A 20,938-nucleotide genomic window follows, 5' to 3' on the forward strand; every position below is an offset into this window, starting at 1 on the left:
GCGACGCAGCCGTGACGGATATCGCCGCTTCCTCGTTCCGATCGTCGGTCACGCGCGTTCCGCGTTGGGTGCTGCTGTTCGGGGTCGCGCTGCTTGTCCGCGCGCTGACCTTCGGCAACCCGATCCTGCATGTCGACGAGGAATTCTATTACGCCACCGCGCACGCGATCGTGCACGGCGCGATTCCCTATGTCGATGTGTGGGACCGCAAGCCGGTCGGGCTGTTCCTGCTCTACGTGCCCGCCGCCGCGCTGGGGCTGCCGCTCGGGATCTGGGCGTATCAGGCGATGGCGCTGGCGAGTGTCACCGCGACCGCGACGCTGATCGCGCGACTGGCCGATCGCGCAGGCTGGGCGAAGGGCGCAATGCCCGCGGCGATCGCGTATCTGCTGTGGCTCAATCTGCTCGAAGGCGAGGGTGGGCAGACCCCGGTGTTCTACAATCTGCTGATGGTCGGCGCGGCGAGCTTGCTCGCACCGCGGCCCGACGATGCTGCTTATCCGGCGCGCCGCCTCGCCCACGGCTGCGCCGCGCTGACGCTCGTCGGGCTGGCGCTGCAGATCAAATATACCGTCGTGTTCGAAGGCGCGTTCTTCGGGCTGTGGTGGATGGCGCGCGAGTGGCGGCTCGGACGATCATGGTGGGGCGTCGTGCTGCTCGCCACGCCGCTTGCGGTGCTTGCCGCTGTACCGACGGTGGCGGTGTGGGCGTGGTTCGGGGCGCACGGGCTGGGCGACGCCTTTCTCTACGCCAATTTCGAATCGATCGGCGCGCGCGGGAGCGATCCGATACCGCGCGAGCTCGGCAACCTTGCGCTGATGCTGCTGATCGTGTCGCCGCTAGGCGCGATGGCGATCCTCGCGGCGCGGTTGCCGGCGCGCGACGACACCCAAGCATTGCGCCGCTGGCTCGTCGGCTGGGCGATCGTCGCGGCGCTCGGCGTATTGGTGTTTCGCGGCTATTTCGACCATTACGGCTTGCCATTGCTGGTGCCGTTCTGCGTCTGCGCGGCAGGCTTTTTCGCGCAGCATCATCGCGCGACGCGGGTCCGAGTGCCGCTGCTGATCGTCGTCCTGCTGGCGTCGCAGATCGTCCTGCTCGCCAAGCGCCATGAGCGCGGAACGCCCGCCGAACTCGCTGCGATCACGCGCGCGATCGGCCACGGGCCCGGCTGTCTCTATGTCTTTTCCGGTTCGCCGATGCTCTACCCGCTGGCGGATCGCTGCACCGTGACGCGCTACCGATTCCCGCGCCATATCGGCCAGGCCAAGGAACGCGGCGCGATCGGCGTCGATCAGCAGGCCGAGCTCGAACGCATCATGGCGCAGCGGCCCGAAATCGTCGTGCTCGGGCCCGTCTATAGCGGCGAACGCGCCGATTTGCGCGCGCTGTTCGAGCGCTATGTCGCCGCGCGCTATCGCCAGCGTGCCGATCTGCCGCTCGGTCGCGGCAGGGTTGCGGTCTACGCGCTGCGCTGAAGCGGTAGCGCCCGCTTGTCGTCGACCAAGCCCTGATAATAGGCCATCAGGTCGATCGCATGGTCGCGGTCGCTGCGGACCTTGGTCGCGGCCACCAGCACCGCGCGGCGCAGCACGCGCTGATCGCGCGCGAACAGCCGATGGATCGCCATCGCCGCGCTTTGCGCATCGCGTGCGGTGTAGAATTCGGACGCGTGACGGTCGGCGACTTCGGCGCAGCCACCGGTGTCGGGAACGATCAGCGGCAGCCCGCCCGCCATCGCCTCGGACGCGACGAGCCCGAACGGCTCGGCCTCCGAGCCATGGATCAGCGCGTCGCAGCTCGCCACGATCCGCGCGAGCCGCTCGCGGTCATAGACCGGGCGAAACATGCGGATGTGCGGCGATCCCGCGATGCGCGCTTCGATCTGGCGGCTCTCGACGCCGGTGCCGAGCAGGATCAACCCGACCGGCAGTTCGGAACCGGCACGTTCGACCGCGTCGATCACGAGGCGCCAGCGCTTCTCGGGATGATGGCGTCCAAGTCCGAGCAGCAAATGCCCGCTCGGCGGCAAGTCGCACTGCGCGAGCAGCGCCGCGCGCAGCCGGTCGTCGCGCAGATCGGGCGAGAAATGGCCGCGTTCGATGCCGAGCGGCATCGATGCGTCGATATGCACGCCGCGCCCCTTGAGGCGTTTTTCGAGCGCCGGGCCGTTGGTGACGACCGCATCGAAATGCTTGAGGAAGCGCGACATGTAGCGGCTGTACCAATCGAACGCCTGTTCGAGGCGCTCCTGCGGCGCCATCCCTTCGAACCAGCGCAGCGCATAGGCCGCCATGTTGTCGTTGTGCATGAAGAACGCCTTGACGACGCCCTCGGGATATTTGGGCTGCCACTTGCCGATCACCCAGGGCAAGCGCCACGGCGACGACGTCTCGACGACGTCGGGTTGCAGTTCGTCAAGCCAGCGCAGGATCGGCGCCGCGTCCCAGAACAGCCCGTAATTCTGGTCGAGCGGCAAATGGCCGGTCTGGATCCAGATCACCTTGCCGCCGCCCGGGCGTTCCTCGATCGCGTTTTCGCGACCGGGCGCGAGCACGATCAGCTCATGCCCGAGGTCGGACATGATCCCCATCTTGCGATCGATATAGGTCCGCACCCCGCCACCGGTCGGCGAGTAGAATTCGTTGACGTCGACGATACGCATCGCAGGATCAGCTCCCGAGCGGGCCGAAACCACCGAGCCCACGCAGATATTGGGCACGAATGGTCGTCGTAACAACCCCCTCGGGTACGACGATCCGCGCCATGTCGAGCTTGGGGCGGGTCCGACCGAGCTTCACGTTGCTCGCAAAACCCGCGCCGTCGCTCCAGAAATTGAATTTGTTCTTGCCGTCGCGATTGTGCGTGAAGAGCAGCGCATAGGGGCCAGGCGTCGGCACGCGGATGCACAGGCTCACCGGGCCGGTCTGCGGCGTCGGCAGGCGGACGCGGCGGAAGAACTTGCCTTCCTTGATCAGGTCGCGATCGTCCTTGAGGAAATCGGCCTCGGTCGCGGGATAGAGTTCGAGCTTCAACTCGCCGGTGCGGTCCTTCAACCCTTCGACGTTGACGCGAATCGCGGGGCCCCCGGTGCTGCACGCCGAGGCATCGCTGCCGAGCACTTGCGCAGCCTGAGCCGCAGCGGGGAGTCCTGTCACTGCGAGCAGCGCCGTCACCCCAGCCAGAATCTTGCGCATTTTCAATTCTTCCTCACCAGGCCGACCAGCCCGAAGATCGCGACCAGCACGACATGGACGAGTAGCGGCAGCGCCGCCGTCACTGCGATCAGCACCGACAGCTCGGCATCTTGCCCGATCAATAAGGTGGCGAAGGTGGCGAAAAGGAGGTCTTTGTTCGGCACCAGCGGCAAGCGTCCGACGATCATCCGCGCCGCCGACAGCAACAGCCACATACCGAGCGTGACCGTCGGCAGGCCGAAATGCCAGGTGAAGGCGATCAGGACGCAGCCGGCGATCAACCGCAGGCAATGGACCCCGAAGATCCACCACAAGGTCGCGCGCGGCAGCGAGAAGACGCGCTTCGAAAAGATCAGGAACGGCAGCGACATCGCGAACACCGCGACCACCGACCAGATCGCGTTGTGCAGACCGTGCGGGGTGAGCAGGCCGATGCCGAGCGGCATGGCGACGGCGATCATCGCGAGCGTCACCATGTTGCCGGCGATCGCCGAGAGGATGCTGACATCCTTCACCGCGCCGAACGGGGCGGCGACCATCGACGAGCGTTGGCGTGCCCAGGCGTAGAAATACGCCTCGCCCGAATAATTGAGGATGTCGTTGGCGATTCGCTTCTTCGTCAGCGCGACGAAGCCGGCCGCGGGGATCCCCCACAGCCGCCGGAAGATGATGAAGTCGCCCGTCACCGGCGCGATATAGAGGAGCGCGAAGAAGAGGTAGAAGAGCGGGTTGGTCGGCATCGCCGCCAAGAGGCTGTCGACCCCGAGCGCGCGCAGCTTGAGCCCGAGCCAGACGATCATCACCACCGTAACCGCGGCGCCAAGATACGACGGCCAACGGCGCTTGAGCGGGGCCATCGGCTCCAATCCGGCAAGGTCAGCGCTGCCGGTCAATCCCGGCAAGGGGGGCAAAGGGGCGTAGGGTCCCGACCCGGGGGTCGTAGCGCCAGGTCCGGGGCCGGTCTTCATCTGTGTCACGTGGCGCGTTTGTCCGCTGGTTCAAGCCGGTCGAAGCGCTGCATTGGCCCGGCTTAGCGGCAGAAGTGTGGCGCGGGCGCGTCCGTATGTCGAGCAACGCGACGGCGTGCGTCATCGCACGAACACCGCGTTTCCTCGTTTCCGGGGAAACTTTTGCTACAAAGTGACGTTAGCGTCGCTCATCATGTTGAGTCCCAGACCCCCCGCCGCGCATATTCTCGCTTTTGCCCAAACGCTTGAGGGGGGTGGTGTCGAAAAGGCGCTGCTGCGGCTCGTCAAGGGATGGAGCGATCTCGGCCGGCGCGTGACGCTGGTGATCGGCGACGCCACGGGCCCGCTGTCGCGCGATCTGCCCGATAATGTCGAGACTCGGCTGCTCGGACGGTCCTCGATGATCGGGATGGGCGGCCTCGCCGCAGTGACGCACGAGATTGGCCCCGACGTGTTGTTCTGCCCCGGCAACCACTATTCGGCGCTTGCGGCCTGGACCAAGTTGCGGCTCGGCAGCGCGTGTCCGCCGATTGTTGCGAAAATTTCGAACGCGCTGGTTCGGCGCGACCACGGTCCTGCCTTTGCGATGGCCTATCGCCGCTGGCTGCGCTGGCATCCGAGCTTTGTCGACCGGCTGGTCGCGATGAGCCCCGCGATGGCGGAAGAAGCGTGTGCCGAGATGGGCGCGGATCGCGCGATGTTGAGCGTCATCCCCAATCCACCGGTCCTTGGCACTCGCGATGCGGTGCTGCCCGCCATGCCGGCTGGGCGGTTCCTGCTCGGCGTCGGGCGACTCGCGCCGCAGAAGCGCTGGGACCGGCTGATCGATGCGTTCGATCGCATCGCCGATCGCGATGTCGCGCTGATGATCGTCGGTGAGGGGGCCGAGCGTCCCGCGCTAGAGGCGCAGATCGCCGCACTCGGACTTGGCGGGCGGGTCTCGTTGCCGGGGCATGTCGCCGACCCAACCCCCGTGATCGCGCGCGCAGCGGCGCTGGCGCTCGTTTCGGATTTCGAGGGCGTACCCGGCGTGCTGCGCGAGTCGCTCGCGGTCGGAACACCCGTCATCAGCACCGATTCGAGCGTCGCGGTGCGCGAGATCATCACGCGTCCGTCGCTCGGCACGATCGTCACGCCGGGGGACGCGGGCGCGCTGGTCGCGGCGCTTGACGACTGGCTTGCCCCCGGTCGCGCACGCCCGCGGCCGGTGCCGCAGCCGGGCGAGCATGCCGCCGAGGCCTATCTCGATCTGTTCGACGAAGTGGTGCTCGAACGCCGCTTTGCGATGGCGGCCTGACGCGCCGCCGCGCCGTCGGGATCAGGCCGCGGTCGGCTTGACCCGGTCAGGATGCGCGGCGGCGATCTCCGGCACCGCGCTGGCCGCCGCATCCGCCGCGACCAGGCGTGGCCAGGCATCGAGCGGGACAGCGAATCGGCGGGCATTATAGAGCTGCGGCACCAGGCAGATGTCGGCGAGATTGGGCGCCGTGCCACCGAGGAAGGGGCCGGGCAGATCGGCGGTCATCGCTTCGAGCGCGGTCAGCCCCTCGATGATCCAGTGGCGGTACCACGTCTCGCGCGCGGCTTGATCGGCGCCGAACTGCGCGGTCAGTTGGTTGAGCACGCGCAGGTTGTCGATCGGATGGATGTCGGCGGCGATCACCAGCGCTTGCGCCAGCACTTGCGCGCGCGCGGTCGGATCGGTCGGCAATATGGCCGGCGCCGGATAGGCGGTGTCGAGATAGTCGATGATCGCGAGGCTCTGCGTCAGGATAGCGCTGCCGGTATCGAGCGCTGGCACCAGACCTTGCGGGTTGCGCGCGACGTAATCGGGCGCGCGCTGCGCGCCTTGGACGAGGTCGATCGCCACACGCTCATGCGCGATACCCTTGAGGTTGAGCGCGATCCGAACGCGATATGCCGCCGAGGAGCGCCAATAATCGTAGAGGATCATGCCTCGGCGTCCCCCTCCGCCTCCGAGCTCCGCTCGAGCGCGACCTTGATCATCGCGGTCATCGGGTCGGCGAGCGTCAGCCCGATGATGCCGAACAGCGTGCCGGCAAGGATCTGCATCGACAGCGTCAGCGCCGGCGGCAGATCGACCGTCCGTTTGGCGACCATTGGGATGATGACATAGCCGTCGAGCCCCTGGATGAAGATATAGATGCCGATCGCGGCGAGCCCCGTATTCATCCCCGCACTGAAGCCGACCGAGATCATGATGATCCCGCTGGTGATTGCGCCGATATTGGGAATGAAGGCGAGGATGCCGGTGATGATGCCGAGCACCAAGGCCATCGGCACGCCCGCGATGGCGAGCGCGATCCCCGTCATAACGCCTTCGATCGCCATGCCGAACAAGCGCCCGGCAAGCAGCCGGCGCATCGTCTTGGCCATCTCCTCGATCGTGCCCGAGAAGCGCTTGCGCTGGTCGCTCGGCACCATCCACTGCAGCCCGCCTTCGTAGAGCCGTGGCTCCATCGCGATGAACAGGCCGATCACCAGCACCATGACGAGACTTGCCAGCGCGCCGAACGCAATGCCGAGATACGAGGTAAGCTTGCCGAACGACCCGAGCGCCTGCTGCATGATGCCGTTGAGATCGGCCTTGCCCGGCATGATCCCCTTTTGCGAGGCCCAGGTGATCAGCTTGGTCGCCTGGGTCATCAACGTCGCGCGCAATTGCTCGAACTGCTGGGTGATGCCGGCGCCGGTCAGATAGAAGACGATCGCGATGAACAGCACGGTCAGCACCACGACGATCGCGAGCCGATAGGCGCGGCCGATCGGCAGCACGCGGCCGAGCAGGCGCACCCCGCCGTCAAGCATCGAGGCGAAAACGAGGCCGCCGAAGATGATCAGCAATGGCTGAATCAGCAACACGACGAGCGCGATCGCGCCCGCCAGCCCGAGCCACACGGTCGCGCGCTTCAACTCCTGTCGGACGAAGGGATCGCGCAGTTCGTTGGGGGCCGGTTCGGTCACGATCTTGGCTTGGGCCGTGTCTTCGCTCACTGGGAACGCTCCGCATGCAGCGAGGTGCCGGCGCGGCCACCGCGGAACGATTGTCCCCAGGTCAGCGGGTTCCAGCTTCCCAAGCCTGTCTTGGAAAAGGTGATGAACTCGGCGCGACCGCCGAGATATTCCCACGGGACCGGACCACCCAGGCCCTGTTCGGCCAGCGAGAAGCGACTGTCGGCGCTGCGATCGCGATTGTCGCCCATCAGGAAGACGTGACCCGCCGGGATCGTGACTTCCTTATAGTTGTCGCCGATCGACGGTCCGAGCTCGACGGTGTCGTAGTGCCGCCCGTTGGGCAGCGTCTCGGTGATGACGGGGACATGGCAGACGGTCTTGCCATCGGGGGCGGTGCGCAGCGCGTCGTCGCCGAGATCGCAGGTCGCGCGTTCGGGCGCGGGGAGCTGGACACCGCCGTAATTGGGGATGTCGACATAATGCAGCGGACCGCGTTTTACCGGCACGCCGTTGAGGATCACGGTGCCGTCGCGCACTTCGAGGCGATCGCCGGGCAGGCCGATCAGCCGCTTGATGTAATCGGTCTCGGTGCCCGGCGGGGTGACGATGACGACGTCGCCGCGCTCGGGCAGATGGCCAAGCAAGCGGCCCTTGATGAACGGCAGCAGATGGAAGGTCGGCGAGACGAACGACCAGCCGTACGGGAACTTGCTGACGACCAACTGATCGCCGACGAGCAGCCCCGGCAGCATCGATTCCGAGGGAATATAGAAGGGCTTGGCGATGAAGGTATGGAAGCCGAGCACCGCCAGGATCAGCCAGAAGATGCCGCGCACTTCGCCCGCCCAATCGGTCCGCGCCTTTTTGGGCTGGATCACGGGCTCGTGGGGGACGGGCTCGTTGGTGTCTTGCGTGCGCAGGGCCACATCCTCACTCATACGTATCCTTCATGACCGCTTCGATGATCACGAAGGCCTGCGCCCAGGGGTGATCGTCGGTCATCGTCAAATGTAGTTTCGCGACGTGGCCGTCGGGGGTGATGGCGTCAAGCCTCGCCTTTGCGCCGCCGGTGAGCGCCAATGTCGGCGCACCCGAGGGCGCATTGACGACGCCGATATCCCGCATGAACACGCCAGCCTTGAATCCGGTACCGACCGCTTTTGAAAAAGCTTCCTTGGCCGCAAAGCGCTTGGCGAGCGTGCCCGCCTTGGTGAAGGGGCGGCGCGCGGCCTTGGCCTGTTCGAGCGGGGTGAACACGCGGTTTTCGAAGCGCGCGCCGAAGCGGTCGAGCGACGCCTGGATCCGCTCTATGTTACAGAGGTCCGAACCGATGCCGATGATCATCGCAGATTCCCCTCCCGCTTGCGGGAAGGGTTAGGGGAGGGGCGTGCCTCCAGCGCCGCGCTCGTAGGAATCGGCCCTCCCCCAGCCCCTCCCGCAAGCGGGAGGGGAGCAGGTCGCGCGCGCTTCACCGCGCCGCGTCCATCGCCGCGCGCATCTGGCGCACGGCCTGGTCTAGCCCGACGAACAGCGCCTCGCCGACCAGGAAATGCCCGATGTTCAGCTCGCGCACCTGCGGGATCGCCGCGATCGGCGCGACATTGGCATAGGTCAGCCCGTGCCCGGCATGGACCTCGATGCCGTTCTTCGCCGCCAGCGCGGCCGCATCGGCCAAGCGGCGCAGCTCGGCGGTCTGCGCTTCGCCCGTGAGATCGCAGTAGCGGCCGGTATGAAGCTCGATCACCGGCGCGCCGAGCCGGATCACGGCATCGATCTGGCGCGCATCGGGTTCGATGAACAACGACACGCGAATCCCGGCGTCGCGCAACGCCCCGACCAGCGGCGCGAGGCGATCGTAGCGCCCGGCAGCATCGAGCCCGCCTTCGGTCGTCACTTCCTCGCGCTTTTCGGGGACGATGCACGCGGCATGCGGCGTGTGGCGCAGCGCGATCGCGAGCATTTCCTCGGTCGCCGCCATTTCGAGGTTGAGCGGGATCGTCAATTGCTCGGAGAGCCGCGCGATATCGTCGTCGGTGATGTGGCGGCGATCCTCGCGCAGATGCGCGGTGATCCCGTCGGCACCCGCTTCGGCAGCGAGCAGCGCCGCGCGCACCGGATCGGGATAGCCCGCGCCGCGTGCATTGCGCACCGTTGCGACATGGTCGATGTTGACGCCGAGGCGCAGTTCGCGGTTCATGCTGCGCGACTCCCGGGCTTGATCGCGGGGATCGCCGCGAGTTCGGGCGGCAAGGCGTCCGCCGCATAGGTCGGCACGTCGAGCCGGATCAGCGGGAAGAACGGCACGCCCAAATCGGCGGTCCCGCTCGAGCGATCGACCAGCGCCGCGGCCGCGACCGTCTCGCCGCCGGCGCGCGCGATCGCCGCGATCGCCTCGCGCGACGACAGGCCGGTGGTGACGACGTCCTCCATCATCAAAACCTTGGTGCCGGGTTCGATCCGGAAGCCGCGGCGCAGTTCGAACACGCCTTCGGGCCGTTCGAGGAACATCGCCGGCACGCCGAGCGCACGGCCCATTTCATGCCCGGCGATCACGCCGCCCATTGCAGGCGAGATCACCGCGGCGATGCTCGCGCGCAGTTCGGCTGGCAAGCGCGCGACGAGCGCTTCGGCCAGCCGCGCGCCGCGCGCCGGGTCCATCAGCACGCGCGCGCATTGCAGATAGCGCGGCGAGCGCAGCCCCGACGACAGGATGAAGTGCCCCTCCAACAAGGCCTCGGCGGCGCGGAATTCGGCAATTACATCGGCGTCGGTCATCGGGGGTCCGTCCTGCGGGGAGAGCCGCTTGATTAGGGTCGCGCGCCGCGTCGCGCAACGATTGTGCCAAAAAAGGCGTCGGCGCGGGTTGAGGCGAGGGCATAGCCTGCTATACGCCAAGCGATAAAGGCGTATCCCCGCCTTGATAATGCCGTAAAAGCGGCGCTGCAGAGGGTAGAAGCAGACGATGCGTAGGATCGGGATCAAATCGATCGTGCTGGCGGCGAGCCTCGCGATCTCGAGCATCGGAGCGGCCGACGCCGCGCCGCAACCCGCCCCGATCGCGCCTGTCGCCAAACCCGTCGAAGCCGCGCCGGTCGCCGCTTCGCCCGCCACGGTGCAAGCCGCCCCCGCCGCAGTCGCTGCCCCCGCTGTCTCGAACGATCCGATGCTCGCGGTCGACGGCGCACCCGCGATGGCGATCGACCCCAAGGTCGGCCAGCCGGTCGACGGGCTGATCACGATCCAGCCACAGGTCACGCCGAACGGCAAGCAGGCGCTGTGGTTCCACAATTGGCTGCTGGTGCCGACGATCACGATCATCACAATCTTCGTGCTGCTGCTGCTCGTCTGGGTCGTCATCCGCTATCGCCGCGCCAACAACCCGGTCGCGTCGAAGACGTCGCACAATACCATCCTCGAAGTGCTGTGGACCGGCGTCCCGGTGCTGATCCTGCTCGGCCTCGCGCTGCCCTCGATCGGGCTGCTGCAGGCGCAGTACAAGCCCGCGCCGAAGACCGCGGTGACGCTCAAGGCGATCGGCAACCAATGGTATTGGTCGTATCAATACCCCGACAATGGCGGTTTCGAGATCACCGCGAACATGCTCAAGGAAGCGGGCGAGACCGGCAAGGGCGAGCGCGCACGGACCGCGATCGACGGTCCGCGACTGCTTGCGACCGACAATCGCGTCGTGCTCCCGGTCGGCGTTCCGATCCGACTGATCACGACTTCGAACGACGTGATCCACAGCTGGGAAATCCCGGCGTTCTGGATCAAGCTCGACGCCGTTCCGGGCCGCCTCAACGAGACGAGCTTCACGATCGACAAGCCCGGCGTCTATTTCGGCGTCTGCTCCGAGCTCTGCGGCGCGCGCCACGGCTATATGCCGATCACGGTCGAGGCGGTGACCCCCGCGGTCTATGCGCAGTGGGTTAAGGCCAAGGGCGGCACGATGCCGGGTGCGGCAGCAGCGCCCGCCACCGCAGAGCCCGCCACCGCCACGCCCGCGGTCGACGTGACCGCGAACGTCACCGGGCCGGTCGCCGACGGCGCAGCCACCGGACCTGTCAGAAACACGAGCGCGACGGCCAATGCCGCCGGCGCCGGCACAGTTGGACAATAAGCCATGACCGACTCCGCTCTCACCGGACACGCGTTCGACGCGCACCCGCATTCGGATGCGCACGCGCATGACGATCACCAGATGTCGTTCTTCGCGCGCTGGTTCATGTCAACCAACCACAAGGACATCGGGACGCTGTACCTGATCTTCGCGATCACCGCGGGGATCATCGGCGGCGCGATCTCGGGGCTGATGCGCGCCGAGCTCGCCGAGCCGGGCATCCAGTATCTCGGCTATTGGGCAAGCTTCCTGCCCGGTGGCGAGCAGGGGCTCGATCACTCGCTCCATCTGTGGAACGTGCTGATCACCGCGCACGGTCTGATCATGGTGTTCTTCATGGTGATGCCGGCGATGATCGGCGGTTTCGGCAACTGGTTCGTCCCGATCATGATCGGCGCGCCCGACATGGCCTTTCCGCGGATGAACAACATCTCGTTCTGGCTGCTGATCCCTTCGTTCACGCTGCTGCTCGCTTCGCCCTTCTTCGGTGGTGCGGGTAACGGCTGGACGCTGTATGCGCCGCTCTCGACCTATGGCGAGCCGGGGCCGTCGACCGACATGGCGATCCTGTCGCTCCATCTCGCGGGTGCCTCGTCGATCCTCGGCGCGATCAACTTCATCACGACGATCTTCAACATGCGCGCGCCGGGCATGACGCTGCACAAGATGCCGCTGTTCGTGTGGTCGGTGCTCGTCACCGCCTTCCTGCTGCTGCTGGCGCTGCCGGTGCTCGCGGCCGCGATCACGATGCTGCTGACCGACCGCAATTTCGGTACGACCTTCTTCGATCCGGCCGGCGGCGGCGATCCGATCCTGTATCAGCATCTGTTCTGGTTCTTCGGTCACCCCGAAGTCTACATCATGATCCTGCCGGGCTTCGGCATCGTCAGCCAGGTGATCTCGACCTTCTCGAAGAAGCCCGTCTTCGGCTATCTCGGCATGGCCTACGCAATGGTCGCGATCGGCGTGGTCGGCTTCGTCGTGTGGGCGCACCACATGTTCACCACGGGCCTCAGCGTGAACACCAAGATGTACTTCACCGCGGCGACGATGGTGATCGCGGTGCCGACCGGCATCAAAATCTTCTCGTGGATCGCGACGATGTGGGGCGGCTCGCTGTCGTTCAAGACGCCGATGCTGTGGGCGATCGGTTTCATCTTCATGTTCACCGTCGGCGGCGTCACCGGCGTCGTGCTCGCCAATGGCGGCATCGACGATTACATGCAGGACAGCTACTATGTCGTGGCGCATTTCCACTACGTGCTGTCGCTTGGTGCGGTGTTCTCGCTCTTCTGCGGCTTCTATTACTGGTTCCCGAAAATGTCGGGGAAGATGTACAACGAGACGCTCGGCCAGATTCACTATTACGTGTTCTTCCTCGGCGTGAACGTGCTGTTCTTCCCGATGCACTTCCTCGGCCTGCAGAACATGCAGCGCCGCGTGCCCGACTACACCGATGCGCTGGCGCATTGGAACTGGGTCGCGACGCTCGGCTACAAGATCATGGCGGCATCGATGCTGGTGTTCTTCGTCAACGTCATCTGGTCGCTCGCCAAGGGCAAGCCCGCTGGCGACAGCCCCTGGGGCGAGGGTGCCACGACGCTCGAATGGACGCTGTCGAGCCCGCCGCCATATCACCAGTTCGAGACGCTGCCGCGGATCGACTGAGCTTGCGACCCTCGCCGCCCGTGCGGCGAGGGTCGATCTTTTTCTCCCCTCCCGCTTGCGAGAGGGGTAGGGGTGGGCGCGCGCTCACCCAGCGACTCAGCGCCCGTTTTGGAGCGTGAGCCCACCCCCAGCCCCTCCCGCAAGCGGGAGGGGGGTAGAAATGAAATGACCGTAACCACGCTTACCCCCACCGCGACGCTCCCAGCCGACTGGCGCGATTTCTTCGCGCTGACCAAGCCGCGTGTCATGCGGTCGGTGGTGTTCACCGCTTTGTGCGGAATGCTCGCGGCGCCGGTGCAGCTCCCGTTCGTGCTCGGCTTCACCGCGATCCTGTGCATCGCGCTCGCCGCAGGCTCGGCGGGGGCGCTCAACCAATGGTACGAGTCCGACATCGACGCGCTGATGAAGCGCACCGCCAAGCGTCCGCTTCCTGCCGGCAAGATGGAGCGCGAGACCGCGCTGCAGTTCGGCGTCGGGCTCGGGGTCTTCTCGGTGCTGTTGATGGGGATGGCGATCGGGCTGCTCGCCGCGACGCTGCTCGCCGCATCGATCCTGTTCTACGTGCTCGTCTACACCGTCGGCCTCAAGCGCCGCACGCCGCAGAACATCGTCATCGGCGGTGCCGCGGGGGCATTCCCGCCGCTGATCGGCTGGGTCGCGGCGACCGGCAGCATTTCGACGCTCCCGCTGCTGATGTTCGCGATCATCTTCCTGTGGACTCCGCCGCACAGCTGGGCGCTCGCGCTGCTGATCCGCGACGATTACGCCAAGGGCGGCGTGCCGATGCTCCCCGTCGTGGCGAGCGCGCGCACGACGCGCTGGCAGATGCTGTTCTACGCCGTGCTCATGGCCGCCGCGGCGGTGTCGCCCTGGGCGCTCGGCCTGGCTGGCGCGACCTACGGGATCATCGCGGCGGTGACGTCGGCGGTCTTTGTCGGGCTCACCGCCTGGGTCGTCGTCCAGCGCGCGGCGACGCCGGCCGAGATGAAGGCCGAACGCTTCCTGTTCGTCTATTCGATCGGCTATATCCTCGCGATCTTCGCGACCCTCGCAATCGATCGGCTGACGACATGAACCCCGACCCGCGCCCCGACCTGTCGATCCCGCACGCCGACCTCGTCCGCAAGCGCCAGCGCACGCGCGCAGCGGTGCTGGGCGTGATTCTCGGTGCGTTCGTCGTCCTGGTGTTCGCAATCACCATCGCCAAGATCAAGGCGGGGATGCCGCACTGATGGTGCTCGACGGCAAGCTTCGTACCGCGCTCTTTGCCGTTCTGGGCATTTGCTTCATGACCGGGCTCGGCTGGGCGAGCATCCCGCTTTACCGGATGTTCTGCCAGGCGACGGGGCTCAACGGCACGACGCAGCGCGCGCTGCGCGCGCCCGGTGCGGTCAACCAGCAGATCCGCATCGATTTCGACACCAATGTCGCGCCGCACATGCCGTGGAAGTTCGCGCCCGAGAACCCGTCCGAGACGGTCGATATCGGCGCGCGCGACATGGCGTTCTTCACCGCGACCAACACGTCGGACAAGCCGATCACGGGCACCGCGACGTTCAACGTGACGCCGTCGCAGGCGGGCAAATATTTCACCAAGATCCAGTGCTTCTGCTTCACACAGCAGACCTTGAAGCCCGGCGAGACCGCGCGGATGCCGGTGATCTTCTTCGTCGACCCCAAGATCCTCCAGGATCCCGACGCAAGCGACGTCCAGACGATCACGTTGAGCTACACGTTTTACCCGGTGGATTCCGCGAAGGCCGAAGGCTAGAGCAGGGTCACGGGACGAGATAGAGACCAGAGCAGAGGAAAACCCATGGCCGGTGCGAAGAACCACGATTACCATATTCTACCACCGAGCATTTGGCCGTTCGCCGGATCGATGGCTGCGCTCGTGATGGCAGCTGGCGGGATCATGTGGATGCATTCGTCCGCTGGCGGTGGTCTGGTGTTCTACGCCGGTTTGGCGGGCGTGCTCGCAGTGATGTACGGCTGGTGGCGCCAGGTTATCGTCGAGGCGCATGCCGGCGACCATACCCCGGTCGTCCAGCTCCACCTGCGCTATGGCATGATCCTGTTCATTGCCTCCGAAGTGATGTTCTTCGTCGGCTGGTTCTGGGCGTTCTTCGACTTCTCGCTCTTCCCCGCGCACATCGCGTACGATTCGGTCGCCAAGACCGTCAGTGTCGTCACCGACACGGCGGGCACCTGGCCGCCGAAGGGGCTCGAGGTCATCAATGCCTTCCGCTTCCCGCTGCTCAACACGCTGATCCTACTGACCAGCGGTACGACGATCACCTGGGCGCACCATGCGCTGATCCACGGCGACCGCGACGGGCTCAAGAAGGGCCTGTGGTGCACGATCGTGCTCGGGCTGATCTTCAGCTGCATCCAGGCGTACGAATATGCCGACGCGCCGTTCCCCTTCAAGGGGCTCAATTATGGTGCGTCGTTCTTCATGGCGACTGGCTTCCACGGCTTCCACGTGATGATCGGCACGGTCTTCCTGATCGTCTGCCAGATCCGCGTCTATCGCGGCGATTTCACCCCCAAGCAGCATTTCGGCTTCGAAGCGGCGGCCTGGTACTGGCACTTCGTCGACGTCGTGTGGCTGTTCCTGTTCGTCTCGATCTATGTCTGGGGTGGCTGGGGCGCACCGGTCCACGCAGGGTGAGCCTGTGACCGAGCAGCGGGCGAAGGCCGTGGCGCCGACGCCCGTTGCCGCAGCGCTGAAGGGCCTGTGCCCGCGCTGCGGCGCGCCCGGGCTGTTCAAGGGCGTGCTCGACTTCGGCGATCGCTGCAAAGTCTGCGGGCTCGATTTCACCACCTTCAATGTCGGTGACGGGCCAGCGGCGATCCTGACGCTGGTGCTCGGCGCGATCGTCGTCGGGCTCGCGATCACGATCCAGCTGGCTTACGGGCCGCCGATCTGGCTGCAGATGCTGATCTGGCTGCCGATCACCGTCGTCAGTGTGGTCGGATCGCTGCGGATCGCGAAAGCGGCGTTGCTCGGCTCCGAATATCGCACCGCCGCGCACGAGGGGCGGATCGCGCCGCCCGAGACGCTGCCGTGAAACGTGTCCCGCTGATCCCGACACTGATCGTCGGCCTCGCGATCGTCGCGATGATCGGGCTCGGCATCTGGCAGCTCGAGCGCCGCAGCGAGAAGGCCGCGCTGCTCGCCCGCTATGCGCGGAACGTGACGTTGCCACCGATGGCATTCCCGCGCGACCCGACCGACGCAAAGCTCCTTTTCCGCCGGGCGAGCGCGCTGTGCCTGCAGCCGACCAGCTTCGCGATCGAAGGTGGCCGCAACGCGCGCGGCGGCACTGGCTGGCGCCAGATCGCAAGGTGTCGCACGGGTGCCGAAGGACCGGGCTTCACGGTCCAGCTCGGATTCGGCACCGATCCGCATGCCAAGCCCGTCTGGAAGGGCGGGCCCGTCACCGGATATCTGACCTACGCGCCCGACCATGCGGCGCTGATCGCCGGGATGGTCGGGGAGGGCGCTCCCAAAGTTCTGATGCTTGTCGCCGATCCGCCGGCGGCTGGGCTCGACCCCAATCCCGGCCCCGATCTCGACGCGGTGCCCAACAATCACCTCGCCTATGCGGTACAATGGTTCGTGTTCGCGAGCCTTGCCGCAATTATCTATGCCGTGGCCTTGCGGCGGCGAACTGTTGCCGAGTCGCCTCCACCCCGCTAACCGCTACCGCCATGCGCTATATCAGCACGCGCGGCTCCGCGCCGACCCTCGACTTTCGCGACGTAACGCTCGCGGGCCTTGCCAAGGATGGCGGACTCTATCTGCCCGAAAGCTGGCCGAGCTTCTCGGCCGCGCAGATCGCCGCGATGCAGGGGCTGTCCTATGTCGAGACCGCGGTCGCGGTGATGCTGCCCTTCGTCGAGGGCACGCTGAGCGAAGACGATCTGCGCACGCTGTGCACCCAGGCCTATGGCCGCTTCGCGCACGCTGCGGTGGTACCGCTCGCGCAACTCGACGAACGCAATTGGCTGCTCGAGCTCTTCCACGGCCCGACGCTCGCCTTCAAGGACGTCGCGCTGCAGCTCCTGGGCCTGCTGTTCGAACGCTTCCTCACCGGATCGACGCAGCAGGTCACCGTGGTCGGCGCGACCTCGGGCGATACGGGATCGGCGGCGATCGACGCGCTTGCGGGGCGCGCCGGGGTCGATGTCTTCATGCTCCACCCCAAGGGCCGCGTGTCGGACGTTCAGCGCCGTCAGATGACGACAGTGATCGCGCCCAACATCCACAACATCGCGCTCGAGGATGCGAGCTTCGACGACGCGCAAGCGCTGGTGAAGGCGATGTTGACCGATCCGGCCTTCTCGGGCAAGTTCGCGCTGTCGGCGGTCAATTCGATCAACTGGGCGCGGCTGATGGCGCAGATCGTCTATTATTTCTACGCCGCCGTCCGGCTCGGCGCGCCCGAGCGACCGGTCGCCTTCTCGGTGCCGACGGGCAATTTCGGCGACGTGTTTGCGGGATACGTTGCCGCCAAGATGGGGCTGCCGGTCGCCAAGCTGATCGTCGCGACCAACGTCAACGACATTCTCCACCGTGCGCTGAGCGCCGGCGACTATTCGCAAGGCACCGTCGTGCCGACGCCGAGCCCGTCGATGGACATCCAGGTTTCGAGCAATTTCGAGCGGTTGTTGTTCGATCTCGGCGGGCGCGACGGTCATGCACTCGCCGATCAGATGCGCGGGTTCGAAACGTCGAAGGCGATGCGCCTGACGAACGCGCAGCGCGAGGGCGCGGCTGCACTGTTTGCGAGCGACCGGATCGATCTCGACGACATGGCGCTGGCGATGCGCTGGGCGTGCGAGGCGAGCGGCCAAGTGATCGACCCGCACACCGCGATCGGCCTTGCTGCTGCGCGCCGTGCCGATCTGCCCGCCGATGTGCCGATCGTGACGCTGGCGACCGCGCACCCCGCCAAGTTCCGCGACGCGGTCGAGCGCGCGACCGGGCAACGCCCGGTGCTGCCGGCGCGAATGGGCGACCTGTTCGAGCGCGAGGAACGCTACGCCTCGCTGCCGGGCACGTTCGAGGCGGTGACGGCGTATATCGCCGAGCGGGCGAGCGCACGGTAATGGGCCCTTTGCTCACGCTCATCGCCGAACCCTGGCAGGATTACGGCCTCGTCGACTCCGGTCACGGCCGCAAGCTCGAGCGCTACGGCCGCTTCCGCTTCATCCGCCCCGAACCGCAGGCGATGTGGGCGCCCGCGTCGGACAGCTGGGAAGCCGATGGCGACTTCATCGGCGCGTCGGACGAGGATGGCGGCGGCCGCTGGCACCTCTCGCGCGACGTGCCGCGCGGCGGCTGGCATGTCCGCTGGAACGAAGTGCTGTTCACCGCGCAGAACACGCCGTTCCGCCATTTGGCGTTCTTCCCCGACATGGCGCCGCAATGGGAATGGATGCGCGGCAAGGTCGCCGAGGGCGATCAAGTGCTCAACCTGTTCGGCTATACCGGCGTCGGCACGCTCGCGCTCGCCGCCAAGGGGGCGGCGATGACGCATGTCGATGCCTCGAAGAAATCGGTCGATGCCGGCAAGGCCAACGCCTTCCTGTCGGACATGTCGGATCGGCCGATCCGCTGGATGGTCGACGACGCCGCCAAGTTCGCCGCGCGCGAAGTGCGGCGCGAGAAGCGCTATGACGGGATCTTCCTCGATCCGCCCAAGTTCGGACGCGGGCCAGACGGCGAAGTGTGGAAGCTCGAGGAGGGCCTGCCCGGCCTGATCGCCGATTGTCGCCGCTTGCTCGACAAGGACAGCAAGTTCCTCGTCCTCACCGTTTATGCCGTGCGGATGTCGGCATTGGCGATCGGCGAGGTGTTGCGCCAGGCGCTCTCCGATCTCGGCGGGACGGTCGAAGTCGGCGAGATGGCGGTGCGCGAGGAAGCGCGCGGGCTGTTGCTGCCGACCGCGATCTTCGCACGCTGGACGCGGTAACGGCGCCGTTGCTCTGAGGCTGGTCAGTGCGGCGTGGCTCGGTCGCGCAGCACGATCTCGAACACCAGGCCGCGCCCCGCGGGGCCGGGCGTGATCGTCAGCGTGCCGCCATGCGCGCGTGCGATCCGCTCGACCAGCGACAGGCCGATGCCCGATCCTTCGATGCCGCGATCGGCGCCGCGCCAGAGGCGGTCCTTTAGCCGAGCAAGCTGCGCGGCTGGCACGCCGATTCCGTCATCGATCACGCTCAGCCGCGCGCCGGGGCCCGCCCGGACGATGATCGCCGTGCCGACGGGCGTGTATTTCGCGGCATTGTCGACCAGGTTCTCGAGCGCGAGGATGATCGCGTCGGGGTAGCCGTGGACCGGGGCGACATCGGTTGCAGTCTCGAATGCGATCGACCGGCCCGCGGTAACGATGCCCGGTGCCCGATCCGCGACCACCTGCGTGGCGAGCGCCACCAGATCGAACGCCTCGGCTCCGGCGACCTGCGGCTGCTCGAGCTCGGCGAGCGCGAGCAACTGCCCGATGACGCGCGCCGCGCGGTCGACCGACGCCATCAGGTCGGCGCGCACGCCCGCATCGGCGACCGCGTCGGCGCGCAGCCGGATCGCGGCTAACGGGGTGCGGAGTTCATGCGACACATCGGCGGCGAATGCGCTCTGGATGTGCAGCGCGGCGACCAGCCGGTCGAGCGCGGCATTGGTCGCCTCGGCGAGCGGCTCGGCCTCGGTGGGAAGCACCCCGCGCGGCAAGCGCGTGTCGAACGACTGTGGGCCGATCGTCGCCGCGATCGCCGACACCGCGCGCATCCGCAGCGTCAGCCGCCGCGCGAGCAGCACGCCGATCAACGGCACCAGCGCGGCGATCGGCAGCGTCAGCAAGGCGAAGCGCTTGAGGAAGGTCCGTACGATATCGTCGGTGATGACCTCGGGGTCGGTGTCGTCCTGCGACACGACGATCCAGCCGCCGCGCGTCGGCAGGCTATACCCCTCGACCGCGCCCCGACGGAAGAAATGCGCGCGACTGTCGAGCGGTGCCGCGGCAAGCACGGCGCGCCGCGCGGGGCCGCTGCTGCGGTCGATCCGCCGATCGCTGCCGAAGGTGGCGACCGCCATGCCGTTGATCAGCGGGATGGCCGCCATCGTGCCAGCGCCGTCCGCGCGCGCCGCCGCGACGACCTGTGCCTGCCGAACGAGCAAGCTGCGCTGGAAACGATCGGCGGTCTGGTGGAGCAGCGTGGTCGCGCTCCACAGCAACACCAGCGTCGCGATCAGTGCGACCGCGATGTGCAGCACGACGAATTGTCCGAGCAGCGAGCGCGGCGCGCGCATCATGCCGGCGTGGCGAGCAGCATATAGCCGACGCCGCGCACCGTCTCGATTCGCGCACCCGTCGCCGCCTCGTCGAGCCGCTTGCGCAAGCGGTGGACATAGACCTCGATCGCATTCGACCCGAGATCGCCGTCGAGCCCGAACAGATGATCCTCGGCGATCCGCTTGGGAACGACCTTGCCGACGCGGCGCAGCAGCAGCTCGAGCAATTCGGTCTCGCGCGCCGACAGGCCGAGCACGCGCTCGCCGACCGAGGCGACGCGCGTCTCGACCGCGAAGCTGAGCGCACCGCATTGCAGCGCGCGTCCGACATGCCCGTCGCGCCGCCGCAGGATCGCGAGCAGCCGGGCATGGAGTTCGTCGAGGTCGAACGGCTTGACCATATATTCGTCGGCGCCGGCGTTGAGCCCGAGAATCCGCGCGTCGATCGCCCCGCGTGCGGTCAGCACGAGGACGGGACGCGTATCGCCGCGCGCGCGCATTCGCGTGAGCAGGCCCATCCCGTCGCCATCGGGCAGGCCGAGATCGAGCAGCACCGCGGCATAGTCGCTTGCTTCGAGATAGGCTTCGGCGGCTTCGATCGTCGACGCATGGTCGATCGCGACGCCGCGCCGGACCAGCGCATCCGCCAGCGCCGTCGCGACCGCGGGCTCATCATCGACCAATAGTACGCGCATCGGACCTTTTCTGT

General features: G+C 66.8%; 23 protein-coding genes. 12 read left to right on the plus strand and 11 right to left on the minus strand.

All coding sequences use genetic code 11. The features are described 5' to 3' along the window. Nucleotides 1-11 precede the first annotated feature (11 nt). Nucleotides 12-1,478, plus strand: coding sequence for a hypothetical protein (locus E2E30_RS16535; RefSeq protein ID WP_240698961.1), 1,467 nt, complete (start codon nt 12-14; stop codon nt 1,476-1,478). Here the strand turns inward: E2E30_RS16535 and E2E30_RS16540 are convergent. The 3 genes from E2E30_RS16540 to E2E30_RS16550 are packed head-to-tail and all read right to left on the minus strand — an operon-like array spanning nt 1,463 to nt 4,054. Further along, nucleotides 1,463-2,665 carry a glycosyltransferase gene (locus tag E2E30_RS16540; RefSeq protein WP_133191479.1) on the minus strand — a complete coding sequence of 401 codons (1,203 nt, stop codon included), beginning with the start codon at nt 2,663-2,665 and terminating at the stop codon, nt 1,463-1,465. The two genes, E2E30_RS16535 and E2E30_RS16540, sit on opposite strands and share 16 nt — an antisense overlap. 7 nt (nt 2,666-2,672) lie before the next feature. Further along, complete coding sequence (locus tag E2E30_RS16545; RefSeq protein ID WP_133191480.1) at nt 2,673-3,197, minus strand: DUF2141 domain-containing protein; 525 nt, start codon at nt 3,195-3,197, stop codon at nt 2,673-2,675. A gap of 2 nt (nt 3,198-3,199) precedes the next feature. Further along, nucleotides 3,200-4,054 (minus strand): hypothetical protein, encoded by an 855-nt coding sequence (locus tag E2E30_RS16550; protein WP_240698962.1) that lies wholly within the window; start codon nt 4,052-4,054, stop codon nt 3,200-3,202. Nucleotides 4,055-4,358: 304 nt separating this feature from the next. On the opposite strand from E2E30_RS16550, the gene E2E30_RS16555 reads away from it, so the two are divergent. Then, nucleotides 4,359-5,462 carry a glycosyltransferase gene (locus E2E30_RS16555; protein WP_133191481.1) on the plus strand — a complete coding sequence of 368 codons (1,104 nt, stop codon included), beginning with the start codon at nt 4,359-4,361 and terminating at the stop codon, nt 5,460-5,462. A 21-nt stretch (nt 5,463-5,483) separates the two neighbouring features. Here E2E30_RS16555 and maiA read toward each other — a convergent pair whose 3' ends face one another. The 6 genes from maiA to pyrE form a co-directional block, all read right to left on the minus strand. After that, on the minus strand, nt 5,484-6,119 hold the full coding sequence (gene maiA, locus E2E30_RS16560; RefSeq protein ID WP_133191482.1) for a maleylacetoacetate isomerase: 636 nt from the start codon (nt 6,117-6,119) through the stop codon (nt 5,484-5,486). Beyond that, nucleotides 6,116-7,180 (minus strand): AI-2E family transporter, encoded by a 1,065-nt coding sequence (locus E2E30_RS16565; RefSeq protein ID WP_133191483.1) that lies wholly within the window; start codon nt 7,178-7,180, stop codon nt 6,116-6,118. The genes maiA and E2E30_RS16565 overlap by 4 nt, the downstream gene beginning before the upstream one ends. Beyond that, nucleotides 7,177-8,079 (minus strand): signal peptidase I, encoded by a 903-nt coding sequence (gene lepB, locus E2E30_RS16570; protein WP_133191484.1) that lies wholly within the window; start codon nt 8,077-8,079, stop codon nt 7,177-7,179. Before lepB ends, E2E30_RS16565 begins: the two co-directional genes overlap by 4 nt. Further along, nucleotides 8,072-8,485: a holo-ACP synthase gene (gene acpS / locus E2E30_RS16575; protein WP_133191485.1), complete on the minus strand. Its 414-nt coding sequence runs from the start codon at nt 8,483-8,485 to the stop codon at nt 8,072-8,074. The genes lepB and acpS overlap by 8 nt, the downstream gene beginning before the upstream one ends. A gap of 124 nt (nt 8,486-8,609) precedes the next feature. Then, nucleotides 8,610-9,338, minus strand: coding sequence for a pyridoxine 5'-phosphate synthase (locus E2E30_RS16580; RefSeq protein ID WP_133191486.1), 729 nt, complete (start codon nt 9,336-9,338; stop codon nt 8,610-8,612). Further along, entirely contained in the window at nt 9,335-9,916 is a 582-nt protein-coding gene (pyrE, locus tag E2E30_RS16585) for an orotate phosphoribosyltransferase (RefSeq protein ID WP_133191487.1), read from the minus strand. The genes E2E30_RS16580 and pyrE overlap by 4 nt, the downstream gene beginning before the upstream one ends. Nucleotides 9,917-10,103: 187 nt before the next feature. Here pyrE and coxB point away from each other — a divergent pair, with 187 nt between their 5' ends. The 10 genes from coxB to E2E30_RS16630 all read left to right on the plus strand — a co-directional run bounded on the left by coxB (nt 10,104) and on the right by E2E30_RS16630 (nt 18,913). Continuing rightward, the gene (gene coxB, locus E2E30_RS16590; protein ID WP_133191488.1) at nt 10,104-11,261 is read left to right on the plus strand and encodes a cytochrome c oxidase subunit II; all 1,158 of its coding nucleotides are present in this window, start codon (nt 10,104-10,106) and stop codon (nt 11,259-11,261) included. Between the two features lie 3 nt (nt 11,262-11,264). Next, nucleotides 11,265-12,929 carry a cytochrome c oxidase subunit I gene (gene ctaD, locus E2E30_RS16595; protein ID WP_133191489.1) on the plus strand — a complete coding sequence of 555 codons (1,665 nt, stop codon included), beginning with the start codon at nt 11,265-11,267 and terminating at the stop codon, nt 12,927-12,929. Between the two features lie 165 nt (nt 12,930-13,094). After that, nucleotides 13,095-14,003 (plus strand): heme o synthase, encoded by a 909-nt coding sequence (locus tag E2E30_RS16600; protein ID WP_133191490.1) that lies wholly within the window; start codon nt 13,095-13,097, stop codon nt 14,001-14,003. Then, entirely contained in the window at nt 14,000-14,161 is a 162-nt protein-coding gene (locus tag E2E30_RS20835) for a hypothetical protein (RefSeq protein ID WP_165954550.1), read from the plus strand. The genes E2E30_RS16600 and E2E30_RS20835 overlap by 4 nt, the downstream gene beginning before the upstream one ends. Further along, a complete protein-coding gene (locus tag E2E30_RS16605) occupies nt 14,161-14,700 on the plus strand; it encodes a cytochrome c oxidase assembly protein (RefSeq protein WP_133191491.1) in 540 nt (179 codons plus the stop codon). The genes E2E30_RS20835 and E2E30_RS16605 overlap by 1 nt, the downstream gene beginning before the upstream one ends. Nucleotides 14,701-14,745: 45 nt before the next feature. After that, nucleotides 14,746-15,603 (plus strand): cytochrome c oxidase subunit 3, encoded by an 858-nt coding sequence (locus tag E2E30_RS16610; RefSeq protein WP_133191492.1) that lies wholly within the window; start codon nt 14,746-14,748, stop codon nt 15,601-15,603. A gap of 4 nt (nt 15,604-15,607) precedes the next feature. After that, nucleotides 15,608-16,003 (plus strand): DUF983 domain-containing protein, encoded by a 396-nt coding sequence (locus E2E30_RS16615; RefSeq protein WP_165954551.1) that lies wholly within the window; start codon nt 15,608-15,610, stop codon nt 16,001-16,003. Further along, complete coding sequence (locus E2E30_RS16620; protein ID WP_133191493.1) at nt 16,000-16,635, plus strand: SURF1 family protein; 636 nt, start codon at nt 16,000-16,002, stop codon at nt 16,633-16,635. Before E2E30_RS16615 ends, E2E30_RS16620 begins: the two co-directional genes overlap by 4 nt. Nucleotides 16,636-16,646: 11 nt before the next feature. Beyond that, nucleotides 16,647-18,047 (plus strand): threonine synthase, encoded by a 1,401-nt coding sequence (gene thrC / locus E2E30_RS16625; protein ID WP_133191494.1) that lies wholly within the window; start codon nt 16,647-16,649, stop codon nt 18,045-18,047. Then, nucleotides 18,047-18,913 carry a class I SAM-dependent methyltransferase gene (locus tag E2E30_RS16630; protein WP_133191495.1) on the plus strand — a complete coding sequence of 289 codons (867 nt, stop codon included), beginning with the start codon at nt 18,047-18,049 and terminating at the stop codon, nt 18,911-18,913. Before thrC ends, E2E30_RS16630 begins: the two co-directional genes overlap by 1 nt. A gap of 23 nt (nt 18,914-18,936) precedes the next feature. Here the strand turns inward: E2E30_RS16630 and E2E30_RS16635 are convergent, their stop codons facing one another. After that, nucleotides 18,937-20,250, minus strand: a complete 1,314-nt coding sequence (locus tag E2E30_RS16635; protein ID WP_240698963.1) for a sensor histidine kinase — start codon at nt 20,248-20,250, stop codon at nt 18,937-18,939. Continuing rightward, on the minus strand, nt 20,247-20,924 hold the full coding sequence (locus E2E30_RS16640; protein ID WP_133191496.1) for a response regulator: 678 nt from the start codon (nt 20,922-20,924) through the stop codon (nt 20,247-20,249). Before E2E30_RS16640 ends, E2E30_RS16635 begins: the two co-directional genes overlap by 4 nt. Nucleotides 20,925-20,938 lie beyond the last annotated feature (14 nt).

Source organism: Sphingomonas sp. AAP5, from assembly GCF_004354345.1.
Classification (GTDB): domain Bacteria; phylum Pseudomonadota; class Alphaproteobacteria; order Sphingomonadales; family Sphingomonadaceae; genus Sphingomonas; species Sphingomonas glacialis.